Source organism: Brevundimonas sp. FV1ye29L (genome assembly GCF_058681095.1).
This window is the reverse complement of record NZ_CM178730.1, coordinates 1,039,910-1,061,497: the sequence shown is the minus strand read 5'-3', so window position 1 is coordinate 1,061,497 and position 21,588 is coordinate 1,039,910. Positions and strand designations below refer to the sequence as shown.

Genomic DNA, 21,588 nt, shown 5'->3' with positions numbered 1-21,588 from the left:
GGCTCAACCGGCTGCGTCCCCGGCGGGAGTTCCGGCTGTGGACGTTCCCGCCGCAGGCTTTTTCGTCTTGCCCGGGCCGGCCTTCAGGGTGGCGATCTCGGCGCGCAGGACGGCGATCTCGGCCTTCAGGGCGTCGAACTCGTCGCGGCGGACCAGGTCCATTTCGGCGGCCATACGATCGGTCTGGGCCCGGAACGCCGCCCTGGCCTCATCGCCTGCCGCCTGGGCCAGGCCCATGGCGCCGGTGGTGATCTTGGCGAACTCGTCCAGAATCGGGTTGCGCGTCTGCATGTCGGTCTCCGGGCCGGACATCGCCGGCAGGGTTAAGGAAGGGTCAGCCGATATGGTGAACGAAACCTTACCGTCGACATCGGTTATACCGCCTGCTGTGGCGAAGACGAGGCCGATAGCGCCACACCCCCGGGCTTGCTAAACGCACACCATCCACTGTCCGGAGCGCCCGAGTGATCTTCCCCGAATTCGACCCGGTCCTGTTCAACCTCGGTCCCCTGCCCATCCGCTGGTACGCCCTGGCCTATGTCGCCGGCATTGTGCTGGGCTGGTGGTACGCCGGACAGCTGATCAAGCGGGCGCGGCTGTGGGCCCCGGCAAAGCCGCCCCTCAGCTCGGTGCAGCTGGACGATCTGGTGATGTGGATCACCCTCGGCATCATCCTGGGCGGACGGTTCGGCTATGCCCTGTTCTACAAACCCGTGATGTTCGCGCAGTTGTTCACCGGCGACAGCCTGGGCGAGCGGCTGGAGCTGTTCCAGCTGTGGACCGGCGGCATGTCGTTCCACGGGGGCCTGATCGGCACGACACTGGCGGTCGTCCTGTACTGTCGCGCCAAGGGGTTGCGCACCCTCAGCGTCGGGGACATGGCCCTCGCCACCGCGCCGATCGGCCTCTTTTTCGGGCGACTGGCCAACTTCATCAATGGAGAACTGTGGGGCCGACCGACCGACGTGCCCTGGGGCATCAACTTCTGCAATAATCATGCACGCGACATCTATGGCCAGACCTGCGCGATCATGGTCGAATCGGGCGTGGTCGTCGGTCCGGGCGATGTGGTGCGTCACCCCAGCCAGCTCTATGAGGCCGGGCTGGAGGGGTTGCTGCTGTTCCTCCTGCTGGCCGCAGCCATCTGGGCGTTCAAACTGTTGTCCAAGCCGGGCTATGTCGCCGGCCTGTTCCTGCTGGGCTATGGCCTTTCACGGGCGGCGCTGGAGACGGTGCGTCAGCCCGACGCCGGTTTCGAACATCTGCCGCTTGGCCTGACCATGGGAATGATCCTGTCGCTGCCGATGATTGCGGTCGGGGCCTGGCTGGTCTGGCGGGCGTGGAGCCGGCCGCCGGTCGTCGACTGAACCGTGACGGCCCCCGAGACCATGGGCCTGAAGGCGCGGCTGGCGCGCGAGATCGCCCTGACCGGACCGATGACCGTGGCCGACTATGTGGTTCGCTGCCTGCATGATCCGACGGACGGCTACTACGCCGCCCGGCCCGCTCTTGGCGAGGGCGGCGACTTCATCACTGCCCCGCTGATCAGCCAGATGTTCGGCGAACTGCTCGGCCTCTGGGTGGTGGAGACCTGGACCCGGCTCGGGGCGCCCGAGCGATTTCGGCTGGTCGAGGTCGGCCCCGGGGACGGGACCCTGATGCAGGACGCCCTGCGCGCCATGGCGGGGGCCGCACGACTGGCGCCAGGGCTGCTGGAGGCCTGCGACCTGATCCTGATCGAACCCAGCGCGCCGCTGCGGGATCTGCAGGCGCGGCGTCTGGCCACGGCCGACATCGCCCCGCGATGGGTCGCCTCGCTGGACCGGATCGAGACCGACGCCCCCGTCATCCTGATCGCCAATGAGGTGCTGGACTGTATGCCGGCGCGCCAGTTCGTGCGGACCGAAGACGGCTGGGCTGAGCGATGCGTGGGCGTGACCGACGACGGCGATCTGGTCTTCGGCCTCGTCGGCGTCACCGGCGGGTCCGGGACGCCGGAGATCGATATCGAGGTCGGACAGGTGCGGGAGATCGCCGAACAACAGGCCGCCTTCGGACGCGATCTGGGGCGGTTGATCGCCGAAACCGCCGGCGCCGCCCTGCTGATAGACTACGGCCGCGACCGGGCGGAGGCGGGCGACACGCTTCAGGCCCTGCATCGCCACCATAAGGTCGATCCGCTGGCGACGCCCGGCGAGGCCGATCTGACGCAATGGGCGGACTTCCCGGCGGTGCTCGAGGCGGCGGTCCGCGCCGGCGCCGACGTCTCCGGCTGTCGGGGTCAGGGGGATTTCCTCAGGGCCCTGGGCATTGAGGCGCGGGCCGAACGGCTGGCCTCCGCCCGGCCGGACGCCGCCCCGGTCATCGCTCGCCAGCTCGACCGGTTGACGGCGGCCGACCAGATGGGGACCCTGTTCAAGGCGGCGGCGATCTTCTCGCCACGCAGCCTGTCAATCCCGGGGTTCGAGACATGAGCGAGCCCCTGGACCCCATCACCCATCCCCTGCTGCAAAAGGCGGGCGTCCTGCACGGCTTCTTCACGCGTCAGGGCGGCGTCTCCACCGGCCTGTATGAGGGCCTGAACACCGGGATCGGCTCCTCTGACGATCCGGCGGCAGTGGCGGAGAACCGGCGGCGGATCGCGGACTGGTTCGGGCGCGGGCCCGACGACCTGGCGGCCTGTTACCAGATCCATTCAGCCATCACCCGGGTCGCTGACACCCCATGGCGCGGCGACCGGCCCGAGGGCGACGCCGTCGCGACCGCGACGCCCGGCGTGATCTGCGCCGTCCTGACCGCCGACTGCGCCCCTGTGCTGCTGGCCGACGCCGGGGCTGGCGTTGTCGCGGCGGTCCACGCCGGCTGGAAGGGCGCCCTGGGCGGGGTGGTGCACAGCGCCGTCACGGCCATGCAGACCCTCGGCGCCCGCCCTGCCCGCACCATCGCCGTCGTCGGTCCCTGCATCGCCCGGGCCAGCTATGAGGTCGGCGTCGATTTCGAGGACAGGTTCACCCACCACGACCCGGGCAGCGCGCGCTTCTTCAGTCCCGGCGCCGCGACCGACAAGCGGCAGTTCGACCTGCCCGAATTCGTCCTGTGGCGTCTGGAACAGGCGGGCGTCGGCGAGGCGGCCTGGACCGGCCATGACACCTGCGCGGATGAGAGCCGGTTCTATTCCAACCGACGCGCCTATCAGCGCGATGAACCCGATTTCGGCCGGTTGATGAGCGCAATCAGCCTGGGCTGAGAATCAGCCGACGGCCGCCAGCTCAGGCGCGCGCGTCACCGTACGCCAGGCCTGCGGGTTGGCCAGCAGGGCGCGAACCAGAAGATTGTTTACGGCGTGGCCGGCCTTATAGCCTTCGTAACGCCCCAGCAGAGGGGCGCCGAGAACATACAGGTCGCCGATGGCGTCCAGCGCCTTGTGACGCACGAACTCACGTTCCATGCGCAGGCCGCCGGGATTCAGGATCTGGCCGTCGTCGATGACGACCGCGTTCTCCAGACTGCCGCCACGCGCCAGACCCGCCTGACGCAGGGCCTGAACCTCGTGGGCGAAGCCGAAGGTGCGGGCGGCCATGATCTCGTTGCGGAAGGTCTCCTCGTCGACGACGAAATCCACGACCTGGTTGCCGATCACGGGGGCGTCGAAGTCGATCTCGAACCGCATCTCGTACCGGTCGCAGGGCAGAAGCGCCGCATGTTTGTCGCCGTCAGTGACGCGGATGGGCTCAAGGATCTCGATATACTGGACCGGGTTGGACTGGCGGCGGAACCCGGCGCGGTCCAGCAGCTGGACGAAGGGCAGGGCCGAGCCGTCGAGGATCGGCAGCTCCGGCCCGTCGACCTCGACCACGGCGTTGGAGACGCCCAGGGCGCAGAAGGCGGCCATCAGATGTTCGATGGTGGACAGGCGAACCCCGGCCGCATTCTCGATCATGGTGTTCAGCCGGGCGTCGACCACGGCCTCGCCCGACACCCGGATGCGATTGTCACGATCGGCGATGTCGGTGCGAACGAAGACGATGCCCGCACCGGCCGGCGCAGGCCGGATCGCCAGACGGACGCGCTGGCCCGTGTGGACGCCCACCCCGGCGCAGATGGCCGGGGCGACGATCGTCTGTTCGCGATGATCGTGGCGTGGGAACAAGGTTAGATCCGGTGACGGCCGCCTCGGGGAGTGGCGGATGAGGCCAAACTAGGGGCAGCGCTTCAAGGTTAAAACGAAACTCCGGTTTCGGATTGTTTCGTGCGTCGAAGGCCTCCGAACGAAAAACGCCCCGGCGAACCGGGGCGTTCTGGATCAATCCGGCCTGCGGCCCCTAGTTGGCGAGCCGGCGGAGAAAGGAGGGGATCTCAAGCTCATCCTCCGCATCAGGTGCGTCGACCGGCTGGGCGCTGGAGCCCGGGCGCATCTGCGGCGCACTGCGCGGCGCCGGAGCCTCGAACTGCGGCGCGGCATAGTTGGAGGTCGTGCGCGGCTTCTTGCCGAACAGGCTCCAGCCCTGCCGGCGATGATCGCGGTCGTCATGACCGGCATCGGCCGAGGCCGGCGCGTTGCGCTCGAAGTACAGGTCGTCCTGCGTGGGCGCAGCTGCCGTTGCCGTCTGGCGGGCGGGAGCGCGGTCCTGTTCGAAGGCCTCGACCCAGGGATCCACGATCGGCTCCAGAGTCCGGTCCTCGGCGACATGAATGACCGGCTCGGCCGCGCGTTCGGGCGCAGCCGCATAGGTCGGCTGGGCTGCCGGCTGAGGGGCCGGGGTCTCGATCCGGGCCGCAGGCTGACGGACAGGCTCCGACCGGGTCGGTTCAGTCCGCGCGGGCTCGAAACGCGGAGCCTCGGAACGGACGGGCTCGGCCCGGGCCGGCTCAACACGGGGCTCGGGGCGCGACGTCGCATAGGACGGGCCGGCCGGCCGGCGCTGGTCGTGGAAGGCGGTCGTGGCGGTCGGCTCCACCTTCTGGGCCACGCCTTCATCCATGCCTGTGGCGACCACCGAGACGCGGATCTTGCCGTCCAGCGCCGGGTCGAAGGCGGCGCCGAAGATGATGTTGGCGTCGCCGTCCACCTCGGCCGAGATGGCGTTGGCGGCCTCGTCGACTTCCAGCAGGGTCATGTCCAGACCGCCGGTGATGTTGACCAGAACAGCCTTGGCGCCCTTCAGCGACGTCTCGTCCAGCAGGGGGTTGGCGATGGCGTTCTGGGCGGCCAGCAGGGCGCGGTCGTCGCCCGAGGCCTCGCCCGTGCCCATCATCGCCTTGCCCATTTCGGACATGACGGCGCGGACGTCGGCGAAGTCGAGGTTGATCAGGCCCGGCAGGATCATCAGGTCGGTGATCGAGCGGACGCCCGAGTGCAGCACCTGGTCGGCCATGGCGAAGGCGTCGGCGAAGGTCGTGCGCTCATTGGCGACGCGGAACAGGTTCTGGTTCGGAATGACGATCAGGGTGTCGACATAGCGCTGCAGCTCGGCGATGCCGGAGTCCGCCAGACGCATCCGATGACGCCCCTCGAAGGTGAAGGGCTTGGTGACAACGCCGACAGTCAGGATGCCGCGATCGCGCGCGCATTTGGCGATGATCGGGGCGGCGCCGGTGCCGGTGCCGCCGCCCATGCCGGCGGTGATGAAGACCATGTGCGCGCCTTCGAGGTGCGCGTGAATTTCTTCGGCCGATTCCTCGGCGGCGTTCATGCCGACCTCGGGATGGGCGCCGGCGCCCAGGCCTTGCGTGATGGTCTCGCCCAGCTGGATGCGGCGGTCGGTCTTGGCGAACGACAGATGCTGGGCGTCGGTGTTGGCGACGACGAACTCGACCCCTTCAAGGCCGGCGTCGATCATGTTGTTGACGGCATTGCCGCCCGCGCCGCCGACGCCGAAGACGACGATCCGGGGCTTCAATTCCGTCGCTTGAGGACGCACCAGTGAGAGTGACATTTTCGTTCCGACCTTCCGACCCTACCCTCGATCCACAATGCGACGCCCCGCCGATTCGCATTGGTTATGAGCGCGTTAATCAAGCGCTGAACAGGTTAACGCGCCGTTACCGGTTAGCGTGAGTCGGCGCCTGACCAAGGCGCAACGGGCCCCGACCGGTCAAAAAAGTGTTGAGATCGACGAAACAAAAGCTTGGCCGAAAGCTTGGCCGGAAAGACGGCCAAAGAAAAAGGGCGGCCCTTGCGAGCCGCCCTTTCCGTCGATCCGGAGGCGGTGGCCTACCAGATCTTGTAGTTCAGACCGATGTTGAAGCGACGGCCGTAGGGGTCGAAGTTCGAGTACAGGGTCGTGCCCAGATACGGCGCCTGTTCGGCGTCGAAGATGTTGGTCACGCCGGCGCGGAGGGTCACGTCGTCGGTGACGTCGTAGCGGACCGTCAGGTCGTTGCGAACGAAGTCGCCCGTACGCAGGTATTCGACCGGCCGCGAGTCCAGGTTGGCCAGGAAGTCGCGATATTGGCTGATGTCTTGCGACGACTGCCAGTCCGCGATCCAGGTGACGCTCAGGGTGTCGGTAGGAGCCCAGGCCAGACGCGAGGTGAAGCGAACCCGCGGGTAGAACAGGAGGCTGGAGTTCTCGGTGAAGGCGCCGGGGTCGGAGATGTTGGTGAAGAACTTCTGCTCCATCAGCCACGAGCCGTTGATCGAGTAGGTGAAGCGGCCGAAGTCGCGGCCGAACATTTCCGACGAGTCGAGGGCGTAGGTGGCCGTGAAGTCCATGCCGCGCACGCTACGCTTGGCGTAGTTGATCGAGCCCTGGATGAAGCCGCCGATCGGGTCGCCCGTGGGGGCGCCGACCTTGAAGGCCTCGGACCGAAGCTGGGCCGTCGTGCCGGCCGCCGCAGGGTTGTTGCGGAAGATGGTCGAGCAGGCGGCGGCGTTCAGGGTCGGACCGTTCACGCAGTTCGAAGCCGCAACCGGGGCCGAGACGGCCGCGATCACATTGGTGATCTCGATTTCATAGTAGTCGAGCACCAGGCTGAAGTCCGGAATGAAGCGCGGACGCAGGACCGTCGAGAAGGTGAAGGACTCCGACTCTTCCGGCTGCAGGAACGGGTTGCCGCCGTTCACGCCGGCCACGCCCGATGCGTACAGCGGGTTGTAGTCGTCGTCCGGCGAGGCCGTGGTGCCGGCGAAGTCGTAGGTCAGACCCTTGGCAGCCGCAAGCGCCGTACAGTTGGAGATCCGGTTGGCCTTGATGTCGGCGGCCAGGCCGGCGGCGTTGATGTTGCGGGTATCGCAGGGATCAGAGAAGCCGTTCGAGAAGGTCTGCGACTGGGGCGAGAAGTTCTCGCCCAGCGACGGCACCCGGATCGAGGAGTTGAAGCTGGTCTTGAAGGCGATGTCCGAAACCGGACGATAGACCAGGTTCACGCCATAGACGTCGACGTTGCCCACGGTGGTGTAGTCCGAATAGCGGTACGAACCGCTGAGTTCGGCGTACTGACCGAGGAAGGAGTCGCGGAACAGCGGGATCGACAGTTCGGCGAAGCCTTCGTTCGACTCATAGGAGGCTTCCGGGAAGTCGGCGCCGGTGTTCAGGAACAGCCAGCGATCGCCGGTGTCCGCCGAACGACCAATGCCCTGCGTCGATTCCTTGCGATATTCGCCGCCGAGGGCGACGCCGATCGGACCAGCGCCCCAGAAGTCCCAGAGCTGGCCGGACACCGAGAAGATGGCGTCGTGCTGCTCGTTCTCTTCGCGAACGGTGATGAAGGCCTTCACATAGTCGAGAGCTTCTTCGGACTGGTTGCCAGCGCCGAAGATGTTCAACGGCACGCACTGGCTCAGGGCGGCAGCGCCCGTCGCATAGTCGCGCAGGTCGTTGTTGCCCCAGTTGTAGTCATAGGGCGAACCCCCGCTGGCAGCGATCAGCCTGGCCCGGCAAACGATCTCGCCGGGACGGCCATTGACGCGGCCGGCGGTGTCGACGACGGCGTCGGCGGCCAGGGCGAAGCGCAGGACGTCAACGCCGTTCTCCTGGTTGACGTTCTCCATCTTGCCGTAGGTGTAGGCCGCATCCCAGCTGAAGTTCTTGATGAACAGAACCTGGTCGTAGTCGCCGTTGAGGCGGCCGACATAGCGCATCAGTTCGCGGGTGTTGTCCTGGAAGCGCTGCGGGCCGAACATCCGGTGGTCAGCCCAGGCGCGGGCCGTCTGTGTGGTCGGGGCGCCCGGCGCCGTCAGCGTCGGGCTGGCGTAGTTCTGGACCATGTTGGACGCAATCGCGGCCTTGACGTTGGCCGGCAGGAAGGCGTTGTCCGAGTAACGCAGACGGAAGGAACTGGTCCCCCGGATCTCGTTGGTCTCGTCGGCAGCCTGAAGGTCCGACAGATAGACATCGAAGAAGGTCGGCTGGGAGATGTCGACCGTATTCTCGGTCACGTATTTGGCTTCCAGCGAGGCGGTGATCGAGTCGCTGATCTTGAAGGTGCCGCCGACCTGGTAGCGCTGCGACTCCGATTCCGGCAGGCGGCTTTCCGTCGAGAACAGGGCGGGGTGTTCGCCGTCGCCGCCGATGGTGAACGGACGGCTGGCGCCGGTGGCGCCCAGACGTTGACCGAAGTTGGCCAGGCGGGCGGTCGTGCCCGTGAACCAGTAGGTCTTGGCCGGGTCAACCGAATAGCAGGCGGCCGAGGTCGAAGCCGTGCAGGACTGGATCGGAACCAGCGGATTGTTCAGGGCCGAGGGCTGCTGGTTGTTGGCGATGGTCAGCGAACCCCAGCGCGGACGATCCAGACGGGTCATCGCATTGCTGGTGATCAGGATGGAGTCGAGGATGCCGTCATAGATCGGGCCGTTGGCGGCCGCGGTCGGATCGGCGTCGATGCCGAAGATCGTCGGCGCGCGACGGATCCAGTCGACGTCCAGCGAGGTGACGGCGTCAAGGGTCTCGTATTCCGCGTGGGCGTACAGGTTCAGACGATCGTCGAAGAAGTTCTTGCCGATCAGGCCCGAGATACGCTTGGATTCCTGTCCGTCCTCGTTGATCCAGGCGTAGTTGGCGTCGATCTCGGCGCCTTCATAGTCCTTGCGCAGCACGAAGTTCAGCACGCCGGAAACGGCGTCCGCGCCGTAAACCGAGGAGGCGCCGCCGGTGACGATCTCGATGTTTTCGATCATCAGGCGGGGGATGGTGTCGATGTCGACGGCCAGCGAGCCGGCGCCCGAGCCGACGTGACGCAGGCCGTCCACGAGGGTCAGGGTGCGGCCGGTGCCCAGCGAACGCAGGTTCGGCAGCGACAGGCCGCCGTCGTTCAGGCCCGAGCCGGTGGTGTCCGAAGGCACCAGCGAGTTCGACAGGGCCGGGATAGTGGCCAGATAGTCGACCACGGTCGACAGGCCGGTTTCCAGCAGCTGGTCGCGGCTGACCTGGATCAGCGGGGTCGGGGCGGTGGTCGGGTCGCGACGGATACGCGAACCGGTGACGACCACTTCCTCGACGACGTCGCCGTCAGGACCGGCAGCCGGCGTGGATTGTGCGAATGCGGGGGCCGAGACGGCGAGAACGCCGGCCAGGATTGTGGTCCCGAAGAGATAGTTGCGCTTCAAATTCATTTTGGAATGGCCCCAACCGTTGAACTGCGATCGCGCGCCGAAGGGAGTCGGAGCGCATCTTGAGTTTGGCTTAGAGGATTATGGGGGGCGGGCAACCTTTGGGGCCGCAATGCGGCCACTTCCCGACGTTTCTGTTACCAGTAAGTCACAGCGCAGACACACGCGGGCGACAATGCGGCGACGCCCGCCGCCTTCGGCGGCGTGCTGCAAGGGCGAAACCGGCGCGCCGGCCGTTTGCCGATCAGAGGTTTTCGCGGATCCAGCCGGCGGCGCGGGCCACCAGATTGCCCTGGTGGGCGCGAGGCGCATCGGCGGCTGTGATCTGACGCGCCATCAGCTTGCGCGCCGACACGGCCTCGCGCGGACCATAGGCGGCCCGCAACAGGACGCCGGCCGAGGCGCAGAAGGCCGGGCCGGACGCCGCATCGGCCAGGTGGGGGGCCCGCTGCGGCCGCCCGAGCCGCACCGGCCGGTCGAACACCCGGATGGCCAGCTCCCGCACGCCGTTCAACTGGCTGGCGCCGCCCGTCAGGATCACGCCCGCGCCGGGATCCAGACCCGCGCCCGAGGCCTTCAGCCGGTCGCGCAGCAGCTCCAGCGTTTCCTCGACACGCGGGGCGATGACGGTCTTCAGCATGGCGCGGGGCACGACGACCGACCCGGCAGACGGATCCTCGCCGCGCGCCGGCGCCTCCAGCATCTCGCGATCTTCATTGGGGCCGGCCATGGCCGAGCCGTGCAGGGTCTTGAGCCGTTCGGCGCCCGCCTTTGACGTCGACAGGCCGCGCGCGATGTCGGCCGTGACGTGGTCGCCGCCGATGCTGAGGGACTCTATATGCAACAGCGACTTTCCGCCCCACACGGCTGCGCTGGTGACGCCGCCGCCCATCTCGATACAGACGCAGCCCAGGTCCATCTCGTCATCCTCAAGGGCGGCGAGCGACGAGACGACGGGTGCGGCGGCGACCCCCTGAAGGTCGAGATGAGCCAGTTCCAGACAGTGCCCCAGGGCGGCGAAGGCGCTCTCGGCCATCGACACCACCAGAAGGTCCAGTCCGAGCGAATTGCCCCGCATGGCGCGTGGATCGTGGACGCCGCGTGCGCCATCCACCGACCAGGCCACCGGCAGGACATGGATCGGCCGGCGATCCGGCAGGCGAAGCGTGGCCAGGGCCATGCCGATCGCACGCGCCAGGTCGGCGTCCCCGACCGGATGGGCGCCCAGGGACACCCGGGCCTGCAGCCGGTGACTGCGCATCTGGCCGATGGCGGTGGTGACCACGACGCCCGAGACAGGGCTGCCGGCTGAGCGTTCAGCCCGCTCCACGGCGCGGCCGATGGCCTGGGCCGCCTCGTCCATATTGATGATGGCCCCGCCCTTGACGCCCCTGGACTGGACATGGCCGGCGCCGGCGACCCGGATGGTGTGGTCGGCATGCCGCACGCCGTCGGGCTTCATGATGAAACAGGAGACCTTGGACTGGCCGAGATCGAGGGCGGCGACAACCGGGGCGCGGGCCCGGGTCGGATCGGTCGGGGTCTGGCCCTTGCGCGTGTTCATCGTCTTGGAGCCCTGCATGGTCAGCCGGCGACGGGCGCGACGGCGCCAGGTCTGACCGCGATGGTGTCCGGCGCCCGCATGTCGACGCGGGCGAAGCCGAGATCGAGCAGCCGCTCGCGCTGGTCCAGGGCGTCGAGCCGGATCAGGGCCGATTCCTGACCCACGGCCGGAAGCTGGATCAGGCTGCCGTCCTTGAGCCGCAGGTCCCAGCGACGTTCATCCACCCGCACCAGGGCGTCGACGCGCCCCATCAGGCGCGGGCGCTGGTTCAGCAGGGGCAACAGGGCGGCGGCTGCGGCGTCGGCGCCCTTGCCGACGATCAGGGGCAGTTGCGGATAGCGGCCCGGGTCAGCGCCCTCGATGACCCGGCCATTGCTGTCGATGACGACGGCCTTGCCGCCCGTTTGCCAGACGGCGAGGCGGTCATGCTCGACCACCTCGATGATCAGGGTGTCGGGCAACAGGCGCACCACCCTCGCCTCCTTGACCCAGCTCACGGCGGCGACCTGTTTGTGCAACTGGTCCAGATCGAGGCTGGTGATCGGCTGGCCGGCATACAGGTTCAGGGATTCACGGATCGCCGGGGTCGCCTCGGCCGAGGCTCCGGTGATGTGGACCCGGCGCAGGGACAGGCCCAGGCCGGTCGTCGCGGAGTCGAGGCTGTGACGGATCGAGGCGCCGATGCGCTCGGCCCGGGCCCCGGTGGCCAGGACCACGGCCAGGACGCCGAGCCCGGCGAGGATGCAGATGACCACCGCACGCGGCGACAGGTCCAGCTTCCCGATCGCGGCGAATTTTCCCGGCACGCCGGAGGCATGACGCGGCGCGGCCGAACGGGCGCCGGGTTTGCGCCCGGAGTTGCGCCCCGAGTTGCGATTGGCTGCGGGCGCCGCGCCCTGGCGCCGACCGCCGCGAACTACCGCGGGCATGAGGCGTCCTCCACCATCCACTGAACCAGTTCAGGATATCCCATGCCGACATGGGCGGCCTGCTCGGGAACGAGGGAGGTCGGGGTCATGCCGGGCTGGGTGTTGACCTCCAGCAAGACCAATTCGTCCTTAACATCGTCATAACGGAAGTCGGTCCGCGACACGCCGCGACACCCCATGGCGACATGGGCCGCCTCGGACTGCCGCAGGGCCGCCTCGAACACGGCGGGGGGCAAGACCGCCGGCAGGACATGCACCGAGCCGCCCGGGGCGTATTTGGCTTCGTAGTCATAGAACCCCTTCACCGGGGTGATGTCGGTGACGGTCAGGGCGCGCGGCCCGGACTTGTCCCCAAGAACCGTCACGGCCAGTTCCTTGCCGGGGATGAACGGCTCGACCATCACCTGTTCGCCATACGCCCAGCCGGGCGCACCGACCTCGGTGGCGAAGTCGTTTGATCCCTCTCGCACCAGATAGACGCCGACGGACGACCCCTCGGCATTCGGCTTGACGACATAGGGCGGGTCGATGACGTGGCGGCGGGCGACCTCGTGCCGGTCGAACAGCCCACCGCCGGGCACCTTCAGCCCCGCCGCCTTCAGCACCGCCTTGGACTTGTCCTTGTCCATCGCCAGGGCCGAGGCCAGGACGCCGGAATGAGTATAGGGGATCCGCAGGGTCTCGAGCACGCCCTGGACGCAGCCGTCCTCGCCCCAGGCCCCATGCAGGCAGTTCAGCACCACGTCCGGCTTGATCAGACCCGACAACACATTGGCCAGGTCGCGACCCGCGTCCACGCGGCTGACGCGCACGCCCTGCCGCTCCAGCGCCTGCGCGCACTGCTCGCCGGAGGTCAGCGACACCTCCCGCTCGGCTGAAAGACCGCCCATCAGGACGGCGACATGAAGGTCTTCGAATGCGCGGGTCATGGGCTCTCCGATTGCAGCCGAGATGTTTAACAGGCCGTCAACCCTGACGCGCCCAGCCCTGGATAAATTGGTGTTGATCCGACCAATCGGCCCATGTTGCCTCGGCCCAGCGGCGGACCGCGGCCCGATGCGCCTCCGGCTCGGCGACGCCCGCCACATTCGCCACCGTCAGGATATAGGCCCGGCGCGCTGGAAGTTCGGGCAGTTCAGCCTTTCGCGCGGCGAAGGCCTGCATGACGGAACTGGCCTCTTCGCCCGACAAGCCCTGTTCAAGTTGCACCCAAAGCCCCGCCAGATGCAGACCGACCGACTGGATCGCCCGGCGCGAGCCGTCGCCCGGGTGCTGCACGGCCCATGCATCGACGCTGAGACAATGGATGGGCATAAGGTCGGGATTCGAGAACTCACGGCCGATGACCTCGTTGAATGCCGCCCAGCAGGCCGGGCTGGAGGTCATATAGGCGTGGGTCGGTCCATCGACGCCCGGAAGACACGAGCCGCAGCCGGGGCAGGTCTGGAACTCAGCCAACTCGGCCGATCCGCCTGATCTCCCACTCCAGCTGAACGCCGGTCTTTTTCAGGACGTCCGCCCGCACCGCCTCGCCCAGGCCTTCGATGTCGGCGGCGGTGGCCTCGCCGGGGTTGATCATGAAGTTGGAATGGAGGTCGCTGAACATGGCCCCTCCCCCGGTCTCCACGTGCAGTCTGCCGCGCCAGCCGGCCTCGTCGACCAGTTTCCACGACGAATGGCCGGGCGGATTCTTGAAGGTCGAACCGCCGGTCTTTTCGCGGATCGGCTGGGTGGTTTCGCGGCGGCTGGTGATCTCGGTGATGCGGGCCTGGACGGCGGCGGGATCGTCCGGCGTTCCGCGATAGACGGCCTCGACCCAGATGATGTCGGCCGGCGCCTGCGAATGGCGATAGGTGTAGCCGAAGTCGGCCAGGGCGTAGTCGACCCGCTCGCCAGACCGCGTCAGCCCCCATGCCGAGACCAGAACATCCTTGGTCTCGGCGCCGTAGCAGCCGGCGTTCATGGTCAGCGCCCCGCCGACCGTGCCCGGAATGCCGGCGTAGAATTCCAGCCCCGCCAGCCCCGCCTTGGCGCTGGCCTTGGCCACCATGGAGTCCAGCGCGCCGGCGCCGGCCGTGATGACGTCGCCCTGGGTCGTCACCTGCGCCCAGGGGCGCCCGGCCAGGCGGATGACCACCCCCTCGACCCCGCCGTCGCGGACGATGACGTTCGACCCGACGCCCAGCACGGTGACCGGGATCGCCGGGTCCAGCGCCTTGAGGAAATCGGCCAGATCGTCGGCATCGGCGGGAATGAACAGCGCCTCGGCGGCGCCGCCGACCCGGAACCAGGTGAAGGGGGCCAGCGGTTCGTCCCGCAGAAGCTTGCCGCGAACGGGGGGAAGGGTGATCTCGGTCATGCGGATTCGATGTCGGTTCGGGAAAAGTCGTCGCCCTTGTAGAGCATGGGCGCACGGGCGTGGCGGGCGCAGGCATAGGCGAAACAGTCGCCAAAGTTGAGCGCGGCCGGGTGACGACCCTTGCCGAAGCGGGCGTGGGCGCGGATCGCCTCGCGTCGCGCCTCGGCGGGTATGTCGACCACCTCGATTGCGAAGCTCTTCAGAAAGGCTTCAACGGCGGCTTCGCTATCGGCGATGTCCAGCGTCAACCGACGCGCGACGGCGAGCACCGTCTCCCAGACCGCCATCGGGGATGTGGTCCGTCGCGGATAGGTCGCCAGGCGCGCGTAGAGTGCGCCCGCGTCCTCTTCTTCGGTCAGGAGGGACGTAAGCGCCGAAGCGTCCACGAACATTAGTCGTCCTCATAGAGGCTGTCGATCCAGGCCTTGTCCACGGGCAGGCCCTCGTGGGGGTTGCCCCGGGCCACCAGGGCGCGGGTGAAGGCGAGGCCGCGCTCTACGAAGTCAGACGGCGTTTCGACCTGCTCCAGCTGGTGGCGCAGGGCGCGACGCACCACCTCGGTCTTGCTGATCCCCCCGATGCGGCTCAGGCGTTCGGCCATCCGATCGACCTCGGGATCCTTCACATAAAGGGCCATGACAGCGCTCCGGGATATACCTCTTGCCTCGATGTATATACTTTCTGGCCAATACAAGCCAGACCCCCTGCAGGAAAGGCTCCGCGCTTTACCCCAGCGCTTCCAGCTGCGCCGGCAGGGCATAGGCCCAGCTGGTGATGTCGCCGGCGCCGAGCAGGACCACCAGATCACCGTCTGACGCCTCCTCGCGGATCACGCGCGGCAGGGCGGTGACGGTCTCCAGCGCCTGGACGCTGCGATGGCCATAGCGGCGGATGCCCTCGACCAGGGCGTGTTTGTCGACCCCCTCGATCGGCTGTTCCCCCGCCGGATAGACGTCGGCGACGATGACGGAGTCCGCATCGGAGAAGGCGGTCGAGAATTCGTCCATCAGGTCGCGCAGCCGGGTGTAGCGGTGCGGCTGGACCACGGCGATGACCCGGCCCGAGCCCTCGGCCGTCTGGGTGACCTGACGCGCGGCCTTCAGCACGGCGGCGATCTCCACCGGATGGTGGCCATAGTCGTCGATGATGCGGACCCCCCCGACGACTCCGGTGGTGGTGAAGCGCCGCTTGACCCCTCCGAATCCCGACAGACCTGCCTTGATGGCCTCATCGGAGACATCCAGCTCGCGCGCCACCGCAATGGCGGCCAGGGCGTTGGCGACATTGTGCCCTCCGGCCATGGGCAGGTGCAGGCCATCGATCCGCGTCGCCTCGCCGGCCCCCTGGAAAACCACATCGAAGCGGCAGCCGTCGGCGGCCATGTCCACGTTCTCGGCCCGGACCTGGGCCTGGGGGTTGAGGCCATAGGTGACCAGCCGCCGATTATCGATCGAGGCCACCAGCTTCTGCACCTCGGGATGATCCAGGCAGACGGCCGCGAAACCATAGAAGGGGATGTTCTCGACGAAATCGACGAAGGCCTTCCGCACCGCGTCGAAGTCGCCGTAGTGGTCGAGGTGCTCCGGGTCGATGTTGGTGACGATGGCCACGGTCGACTTCAGCCGCAGGAAGCTGCCGTCGCTCTCGTCCGCCTCGACCACGATCCAGTCGCCGTCGCCGACCTTGGCGTTGGTGCCATAGGCGTTGATGATCCCGCCGTTGACCACCGTCGGGTCCAGACCGGCCGCATCCAGCAGGGCCGCGACCATGGAGGTCGTCGTGGTCTTGCCGTGGGTGCCCCCGACCGCGATGGAGAACTGCAGCCGCATCAGCTCGGCCAGCATCTCGGCCCGACGCACCAGCGGGATGCGGCGCTCGCGGGCGGTTTTCAACTCGGGGTTCTCGGCCTTGACCGCTGTCGAATAGACCACGGCAGAAACGCCCTCGCCGATATGGGCGGCATCGTGGCCAATGAAGATGCGGGCCCCCAGCTTCTCCAGCCGCTCGGTGTTGGCCGACGCCTTCGCGTCCGAGCCCTGCACCGAATAGCCGATCTTCAGCATGATCTCGGCGATGCCGCTCATGCCGATGCCGCCGATACCGACGAAGTGAACAGGACCGAGGTCGAACGGAACGGGGCGAAGGCGAGCAATCATGAAAGCGTCATAGCGACCTCATTTGGCCGATGAAACCCGCCATGCGCGCATTGTGAAGCGCCCCCGGCGGACCGGCTATGCGCATCACGGTCGAGGCCGGCGGCTCAGGCGGCGAATCGTCCTGCAGCCGCGTTCGGTCGGCTGATCCTGAACTGACGCACCAGCCCGGCCAGTTCAGCGGCATCGTGCGCCAGGTTGGTGCTGGCCGCCGTGGACTCCTCCGCCATCGCGGCGCTGTGCTGGGTCGCCTGGTCCATTCTGGATACGGCCTGATTGATATCGGCGAGCGAGGCGGCCTGCTGCTGGGCGGCGGCCACGATTTCCGACATGAGGGCGCTCAGGGCAGAGACCTTGCCGGCGATGGCGCTCAACGCGCTGCCCGTCGTGCCGACGACTTCAACGCCTTCATCGACCTGGCGCGCGCTGGCCGCAACCAGCGACTTGATCTCGCGGGCCGCGTTGGCCGAGCGTTCCGCCAGGGCCCTCACCTCGGTTGCGACTACGGCGAAGCCGCGCCCGGCATCGCCGGCCCGGGCCGCCTCCACTCCGGCGTTCAGGGCCAGAAGATTGGTCTGGAAGGCGATTTCGTCGATCACACCGATAATCTGCCCGATCTGTTCCGAAGAGCGCTGGATGTTGGCCATCGCCGTGATGGCAAGGGTCACCGCCTCGCCGCTGCGAAGACCCTCGACCTCTGCGGAGGCCACCAGGCTGCCCGCCTCGGTCGCCTTTTTCGACGTGGTCATCACCGTGGCGGTGATTTCCTCAAGTGACGCCGCCGTCTGCTCCAGGGTCGAGGCCTGATGTTCAGTCCGCTGCGCCAGGTCGATCGAGGCCGCGCTGATCTCGCCGGCCGAAGTGCTGATGCCGCCGGCATTCTGATCCAGAACCCGCATCGCCTGCTCGATCTTGTCAAGCGCCGCATTGAAGTCGTCCCGAAGGGCGACATAGGCCTGCGGGAACCTTGCGTGGATGCGATAGTCCAGCTCGCCCCGCATCAGGGACGCGAGTCCACGCGCCGTCTCGGTCACGACCAGGGCCTGTTCCTCCTGCAACGCCCTGTCGCGGGCGGCGGCCTGTTCCATCAGGGCCCGGTCGTGGGCTGCGGCCGCCTCGCTGAGGGCTCGCTCGCGCGCCGCAGCCTGTTCCGCCGCCGCCTCGCGTACCCTGGCGGCTTCGGAGTCGGCGGCCCGGGCCGCATCGCTGGCCTCGGACGCGGCCTTCATGCTGGCGGCGTTGATGCCGAACATCGACACTGTGCTGATGGCGACCCAGGCCAGAACTGCGGCCTCGGCGATGAGGATCACCGCATGGATGCCCACGCGCAGGAGGCTTGCGGAGCCGGGGAAGACCATCTCCGGCATGACGAAGCTGAGCACGAGGTGATGGACCGCCACCGTGGCCGCTCCGGCCAGGATCGCCCGCCAGTCACAGAAGATGATCGTCGCCGCGAGGGCGGCGAAATAGAGCATGTGCATATCGAGCTGGAACGGCGTGTCGCGGGATCCCGCGACGATCAGGGACACCTGCCCCATCAGCAGGATGCACTGGACTGCGCGGCCCATGGCCCCGTGCCCGACAAGCAGCAACACGGCCGTCATCACGGCGGCCAGCCCCACGAAGGGGGTAACGCCCCAAAGGCCGGCCGACGCGCCCGAAATCAGCGATACCCCCGCCCCGACCAGAGCGAGCAGCCAGGACAGCCCAACGACGATCGTAGCCCCGCCCCGACGCTGGCCGTCCAGCGTTCCAGCCTGAAAGATCATTCGATATTTCCTTGCGATGTACAGTCGGCGACCCTCGGATCGAAGATCGCCCACGCCCCGTTCCGGCTCAGTTGGCGACCGACATCCACCCCGCCGTAGACCACGACGATGTTCCAACGCCCTGTGCGGGACACGACGCCGGCTGCGTCAGCGGCGGCCTGAACCCGGGCAGCACTCCACCACACCGGGAAGGCGGCGGCCACCACGAACGGCGACCGCGGCTGGGCGGCGACGGCAAGGGCGGGGATCAATGCCCCGAAGATCGCCAGGACGCCTATAGCGATGGTTCTGTATTGACGGGCCGCCCGCATCCGCTCCCTCCAGACATCCGAAGATGCAGCAGCCTGCCAAATCAAAGTTAAGAATTCATAGTGATTTCGCGCGCTCTACGAGCATGGGGTTGCTTTAATCTTGCGTGGTGATTTCGGTTTTCGCCCAAAGATCAATGGGCATTGGCGGACCAGGAAGGCTTGTTGCCTGGATCGAATAGGGCATCCCTGGACGGACGTCCGCGCCCACAGGAAGTGGTTGTCGCCCGGGCAACTATGGCTGGAGTGTTCGCTCGGGCCGTTCGCACAACCGCCGCTGCGGAGGGGAAGCTCAAAAGGGCCGCGCGGCGTTCGGCTTCCCCTGGCGGCGCCTGAAGCCGCCTCTCCTCTTCAGATGGCAGCGCCCGTCAGAAACCGAAAGCAGGCCCCATCCGCCCGTTCGCCTATCAAGACGAATACTCACCCGAGGAGGGGGCAGGAATTCTATGTCCACGAGCCTGCTGGCTACACCTGTCCTGTCGTCCGCCGTTGTCGCGACAACAGCGCCGGCGACCGCCCGGTCCGCCGATGATGAGCGAAACTTCGTCGATATGGGCAAGAGCGCCGATGCGGTCGCGATGGCCTCGGGCGCATTGCCCGTCAAGGCCGTCTACGAACCCGCTCCGACCTCCTCTCGCGCGGTCCATCCAGACCTGGCCCCGGCGCGCGCCTTCGCCGTTCTGCGGCTGAAACCCCAGCCGGCGAACTCGTAGTGAGCGGGCTCAGGCATGTCTGGGTCGCGCTACTGCTGGCCGCCGCCACTCCGCTCACAGCCTGCGCAGGTGAGGACGACAGCCTGAGGCTGGTTCATGCCGATGCGTTCTCGATCGTCTTCATGAAAGACGCCGGTGACGGCATGCCTCGAGCCGCCGCCAGCAGAGACGTCAGCACCTATACCTTCTTCGAGGCCCCGACACGGCTCGGGCAAACCTCGGAGTGGGACACCCGCATCAGCGTGACGCGGGTCGATTGTGACGCGGCAACGCTCGGCGACAGGCATCACCAGATTTTTCTGTCCGACGTGCCGGTCGATGACATGACGCCGCCGTTCAGGATGCGGCCGGCGAACGGGCCGGAAAAGGCAGCCATTCTCGCCTATGCCTGCCACCCCGCAGAGCCGCAGCATCAAACGGTCGTCGCCGACAGGGAAGCCGCCCGCATCTGGGCCAAGGCCGCCTATGCGGCAATGCCGGAGCGGACGCGATGACCTGCCCGGCCTATCCTTCTGTTGGGACTTCCCGCCTGTAACCTCTGGAGGCCGCTTGCCATGTCTGTTTCCCGGACACTGATCGCCCTGCTGTGCACCGGCGTCATCGCCGCTCCCGCCATGGCGCAGCAGGCCGAGGCCGAGCGCGGTCCGCTGCGCGAGGCGGGTGGTTCCGCCGGCTCTTTCACAATGGTTGCCGGCGACATGCCCAGCGCTATCCCGACAACGCCGGTCGAGGTCTGGCAATGGGACTTCTACCGGAGCCCGCTGACGGTCGGTGATCGAACATGGGACACAGCGGCGATGAGGGTTCGCATAGACTGCCAGGCCGGTACGCGCCGGATTCTCCTGGCCGAGACATTTCTGAAGGGAACACAGGTCTTTCGCGTGACCGACGTCGGCCCGGCCGAGCGTTTGACGCCGGGCTCGCAGGGTCACCGCGTCATCCGGATGGCATGCGAGCCCGGATTCGCCGAGCGCCGGCCGACCCACCCCGACCATCGATCTGCAAGGACCCATATGGACCGATACTACCTCGCCCACCCCTGAAAGACGGCCGACGTCAGGCCGTGGTTACGCCGCCTTAACCACAAGGATTCACCATCCAGGCTTCACCTTCCCGAGGCCGCCTTTCATGTCCCCACTCCAGACCGACGTCATCCATCGGGGCGACTGCATCGAGGTGCTGCGGTCCCTGCCCGACGCCTCGGTCGACATGGTCTTCGCCGACCCGCCCTATAATCTGCAGCTGGGCGGCGACCTGCTGCGGCCGGACAATTCGAAGGTCGACGCGGTCGACGACGACTGGGACAAGTTCGACAGCTTCGCCGCCTATGACGCCTTCACCCGCGACTGGCTGAAGGAATGCCGCCGGGTGCTGAAGCCCGAGGGCTCGATCTGGGTGATCGGCTCCTATCATAACGTCTTCCGCCTGGGCTCGGCGATCCAGGACCTGGGCTTCTGGGTGCTGAACGACATCATCTGGCGCAAGTCCAACCCGATGCCGAACTTCAAGGGCACCCGGTTCACCAACGCCCATGAGACCCTGATCTGGGCCGCCCGGTCGCGCGAGCAGAAGCGCTACACCTTCAACTACGACGCCCTGAAGGCCTTCAACGAAGACACCCAGATGCGGTCCGACTGGACCTTCGCCCTGTGCACCGGCGAAGAGCGGATCAAGGACGCCGACGGCAAGAAGGCCCATCCGACCCAGAAGCCCGAGGCCCTGCTGCACCGCGTGCTGATGGCCGCGACCCGACCCGGCGACGTGATCCTGGACCCCTTCTTCGGCACCGGCACCACCGGGGCGGCCGCCCGCCGTCTGGGCCGCAAATTCATCGGCATCGAGCGCGACCCGACCTATGCCGACGTGGCCGAGAAACGCATCGCCGCCGTCGTCCCGGCCAACCCCGAGGACCTGAAGGTTATGGGGTCGAAAAAATCCGAGCCCAAGGTGCCCTTCGGCGCCCTGGTCGAGGCCGGGCTGCTGCGTCCGGGCGACCGGCTGTACTGCCCCAAGGGCGACCGCGAGGCCCGCGTGCGGGCCGACGGCTCCCTGATCTCCGGCGACATGTCCGGATCGATCCACAAACTGGGCGCCCTGTTCGAGAACGCTCCCGCCTGCAACGGCTGGACCTACTGGCGCTTCAAGACGGACCAGGGGTTCAAGTTGATCGACACCCTGAGAATGGAAATCCGCGCGACGATGTAGGGTCGAGATCGCCCGAGCTCACCCTGAGCATAAATGTT

Annotated in this window: 21 protein-coding genes; 7 read left to right on the top strand and 14 right to left on the bottom strand. The window is 67.4% G+C overall.

What is annotated here, in order from left to right; all coding sequences use genetic code 11:
- Positions 1-3: 3 nt before the first annotated feature.
- Positions 4-291: an accessory factor UbiK family protein gene (locus ACW17W_RS05220; RefSeq protein WP_492079679.1), complete on the bottom strand. Its 288-nt coding sequence runs from the start codon at positions 289-291 to the stop codon at positions 4-6.
- 173 nt (positions 292-464) lie between these two features.
- Between ACW17W_RS05220 and lgt the strand changes: the two genes are divergently transcribed.
- Genes lgt through pgeF form a run of 3 tightly spaced genes read left to right on the top strand, consistent with a single transcriptional unit; the run spans position 465 to position 3,247 of the window.
- Entirely contained in the window at positions 465-1,367 is a 903-nt protein-coding gene (lgt, locus tag ACW17W_RS05215; RefSeq protein WP_492079678.1) for a prolipoprotein diacylglyceryl transferase, read from the top strand.
- A 21-nt stretch (positions 1,368-1,388) separates the two neighbouring features.
- Positions 1,389-2,474 (top strand): class I SAM-dependent methyltransferase, encoded by a 1,086-nt coding sequence (locus ACW17W_RS05210; protein ID WP_492080262.1) that lies wholly within the window; start codon positions 1,389-1,391, stop codon positions 2,472-2,474.
- Positions 2,471-3,247, top strand: a complete 777-nt coding sequence (pgeF, locus tag ACW17W_RS05205; protein ID WP_492079677.1) for a peptidoglycan editing factor PgeF — start codon at positions 2,471-2,473, stop codon at positions 3,245-3,247. Before ACW17W_RS05210 ends, pgeF begins: the two co-directional genes overlap by 4 nt.
- Before the next feature lie 3 nt (positions 3,248-3,250).
- Here the strand turns inward: pgeF and lpxC are convergent, their stop codons facing one another.
- The 13 genes from lpxC to ACW17W_RS05140 all read right to left on the bottom strand — a co-directional run bounded on the left by lpxC (position 3,251) and on the right by ACW17W_RS05140 (position 18,635).
- Positions 3,251-4,150, bottom strand: a complete 900-nt coding sequence (gene lpxC / locus ACW17W_RS05200; protein ID WP_492079676.1) for a UDP-3-O-acyl-N-acetylglucosamine deacetylase — start codon at positions 4,148-4,150, stop codon at positions 3,251-3,253.
- A gap of 172 nt (positions 4,151-4,322) precedes the next feature.
- Positions 4,323-5,936, bottom strand: a complete 1,614-nt coding sequence (ftsZ, locus tag ACW17W_RS05195) for a cell division protein FtsZ (protein WP_492079675.1) — start codon at positions 5,934-5,936, stop codon at positions 4,323-4,325.
- A gap of 278 nt (positions 5,937-6,214) precedes the next feature.
- Positions 6,215-9,553, bottom strand: a complete 3,339-nt coding sequence (locus ACW17W_RS05190; RefSeq protein ID WP_492079674.1) for a TonB-dependent receptor domain-containing protein — start codon at positions 9,551-9,553, stop codon at positions 6,215-6,217.
- Positions 9,554-9,794: 241 nt separating this feature from the next.
- Positions 9,795-11,114: a cell division protein FtsA gene (gene ftsA, locus ACW17W_RS05185; RefSeq protein WP_492079673.1), complete on the bottom strand. Its 1,320-nt coding sequence runs from the start codon at positions 11,112-11,114 to the stop codon at positions 9,795-9,797.
- Between the two features lie 20 nt (positions 11,115-11,134).
- A complete protein-coding gene (locus ACW17W_RS05180; protein ID WP_492079672.1) occupies positions 11,135-12,043 on the bottom strand; it encodes a cell division protein FtsQ/DivIB in 909 nt (302 codons plus the stop codon).
- Positions 12,031-12,972, bottom strand: a complete 942-nt coding sequence (locus ACW17W_RS05175) for a D-alanine--D-alanine ligase (RefSeq protein WP_492079671.1) — start codon at positions 12,970-12,972, stop codon at positions 12,031-12,033. Before ACW17W_RS05175 ends, ACW17W_RS05180 begins: the two co-directional genes overlap by 13 nt.
- A gap of 37 nt (positions 12,973-13,009) precedes the next feature.
- Positions 13,010-13,501: a DUF5946 family protein gene (locus tag ACW17W_RS05170; protein WP_492079670.1), complete on the bottom strand. Its 492-nt coding sequence runs from the start codon at positions 13,499-13,501 to the stop codon at positions 13,010-13,012.
- Positions 13,494-14,402 (bottom strand): UDP-N-acetylmuramate dehydrogenase, encoded by a 909-nt coding sequence (murB, locus tag ACW17W_RS05165; RefSeq protein ID WP_492079669.1) that lies wholly within the window; start codon positions 14,400-14,402, stop codon positions 13,494-13,496. Before murB ends, ACW17W_RS05170 begins: the two co-directional genes overlap by 8 nt.
- Positions 14,399-14,794 carry a type II toxin-antitoxin system VapC family toxin gene (locus ACW17W_RS05160; protein ID WP_492079668.1) on the bottom strand — a complete coding sequence of 132 codons (396 nt, stop codon included), beginning with the start codon at positions 14,792-14,794 and terminating at the stop codon, positions 14,399-14,401. Before ACW17W_RS05160 ends, murB begins: the two co-directional genes overlap by 4 nt.
- Positions 14,794-15,039, bottom strand: coding sequence for a type II toxin-antitoxin system VapB family antitoxin (locus ACW17W_RS05155; RefSeq protein WP_492079667.1), 246 nt, complete (start codon positions 15,037-15,039; stop codon positions 14,794-14,796). The genes ACW17W_RS05160 and ACW17W_RS05155 overlap by 1 nt, the downstream gene beginning before the upstream one ends.
- Positions 15,040-15,127: 88 nt before the next feature.
- Positions 15,128-16,558, bottom strand: a complete 1,431-nt coding sequence (gene murC / locus ACW17W_RS05150) for a UDP-N-acetylmuramate--L-alanine ligase (RefSeq protein WP_492079666.1) — start codon at positions 16,556-16,558, stop codon at positions 15,128-15,130.
- 104 nt (positions 16,559-16,662) lie between these two features.
- A complete protein-coding gene (locus tag ACW17W_RS05145; protein ID WP_492079665.1) occupies positions 16,663-18,324 on the bottom strand; it encodes a methyl-accepting chemotaxis protein in 1,662 nt (553 codons plus the stop codon).
- Positions 18,321-18,635: a hypothetical protein gene (locus ACW17W_RS05140; RefSeq protein WP_492079664.1), complete on the bottom strand. Its 315-nt coding sequence runs from the start codon at positions 18,633-18,635 to the stop codon at positions 18,321-18,323. Before ACW17W_RS05140 ends, ACW17W_RS05145 begins: the two co-directional genes overlap by 4 nt.
- Before the next feature lie 443 nt (positions 18,636-19,078).
- Here ACW17W_RS05140 and ACW17W_RS05135 point away from each other — a divergent pair, with 443 nt between their 5' ends.
- The 4 genes from ACW17W_RS05135 (at position 19,079) to ACW17W_RS05120 (ending at position 21,550) form a co-directional block, all read left to right on the top strand.
- Positions 19,079-19,345, top strand: coding sequence for a hypothetical protein (locus tag ACW17W_RS05135; RefSeq protein ID WP_492079663.1), 267 nt, complete (start codon positions 19,079-19,081; stop codon positions 19,343-19,345).
- Positions 19,345-19,839 (top strand): hypothetical protein, encoded by a 495-nt coding sequence (locus ACW17W_RS05130; RefSeq protein WP_492079662.1) that lies wholly within the window; start codon positions 19,345-19,347, stop codon positions 19,837-19,839. The genes ACW17W_RS05135 and ACW17W_RS05130 overlap by 1 nt, the downstream gene beginning before the upstream one ends.
- Before the next feature lie 60 nt (positions 19,840-19,899).
- Positions 19,900-20,388: a hypothetical protein gene (locus ACW17W_RS05125; RefSeq protein WP_492079661.1), complete on the top strand. Its 489-nt coding sequence runs from the start codon at positions 19,900-19,902 to the stop codon at positions 20,386-20,388.
- 85 nt (positions 20,389-20,473) lie between these two features.
- Positions 20,474-21,550, top strand: a complete 1,077-nt coding sequence (locus ACW17W_RS05120) for a site-specific DNA-methyltransferase (RefSeq protein WP_492079660.1) — start codon at positions 20,474-20,476, stop codon at positions 21,548-21,550.
- Positions 21,551-21,588: the final 38 nt, after the last annotated feature.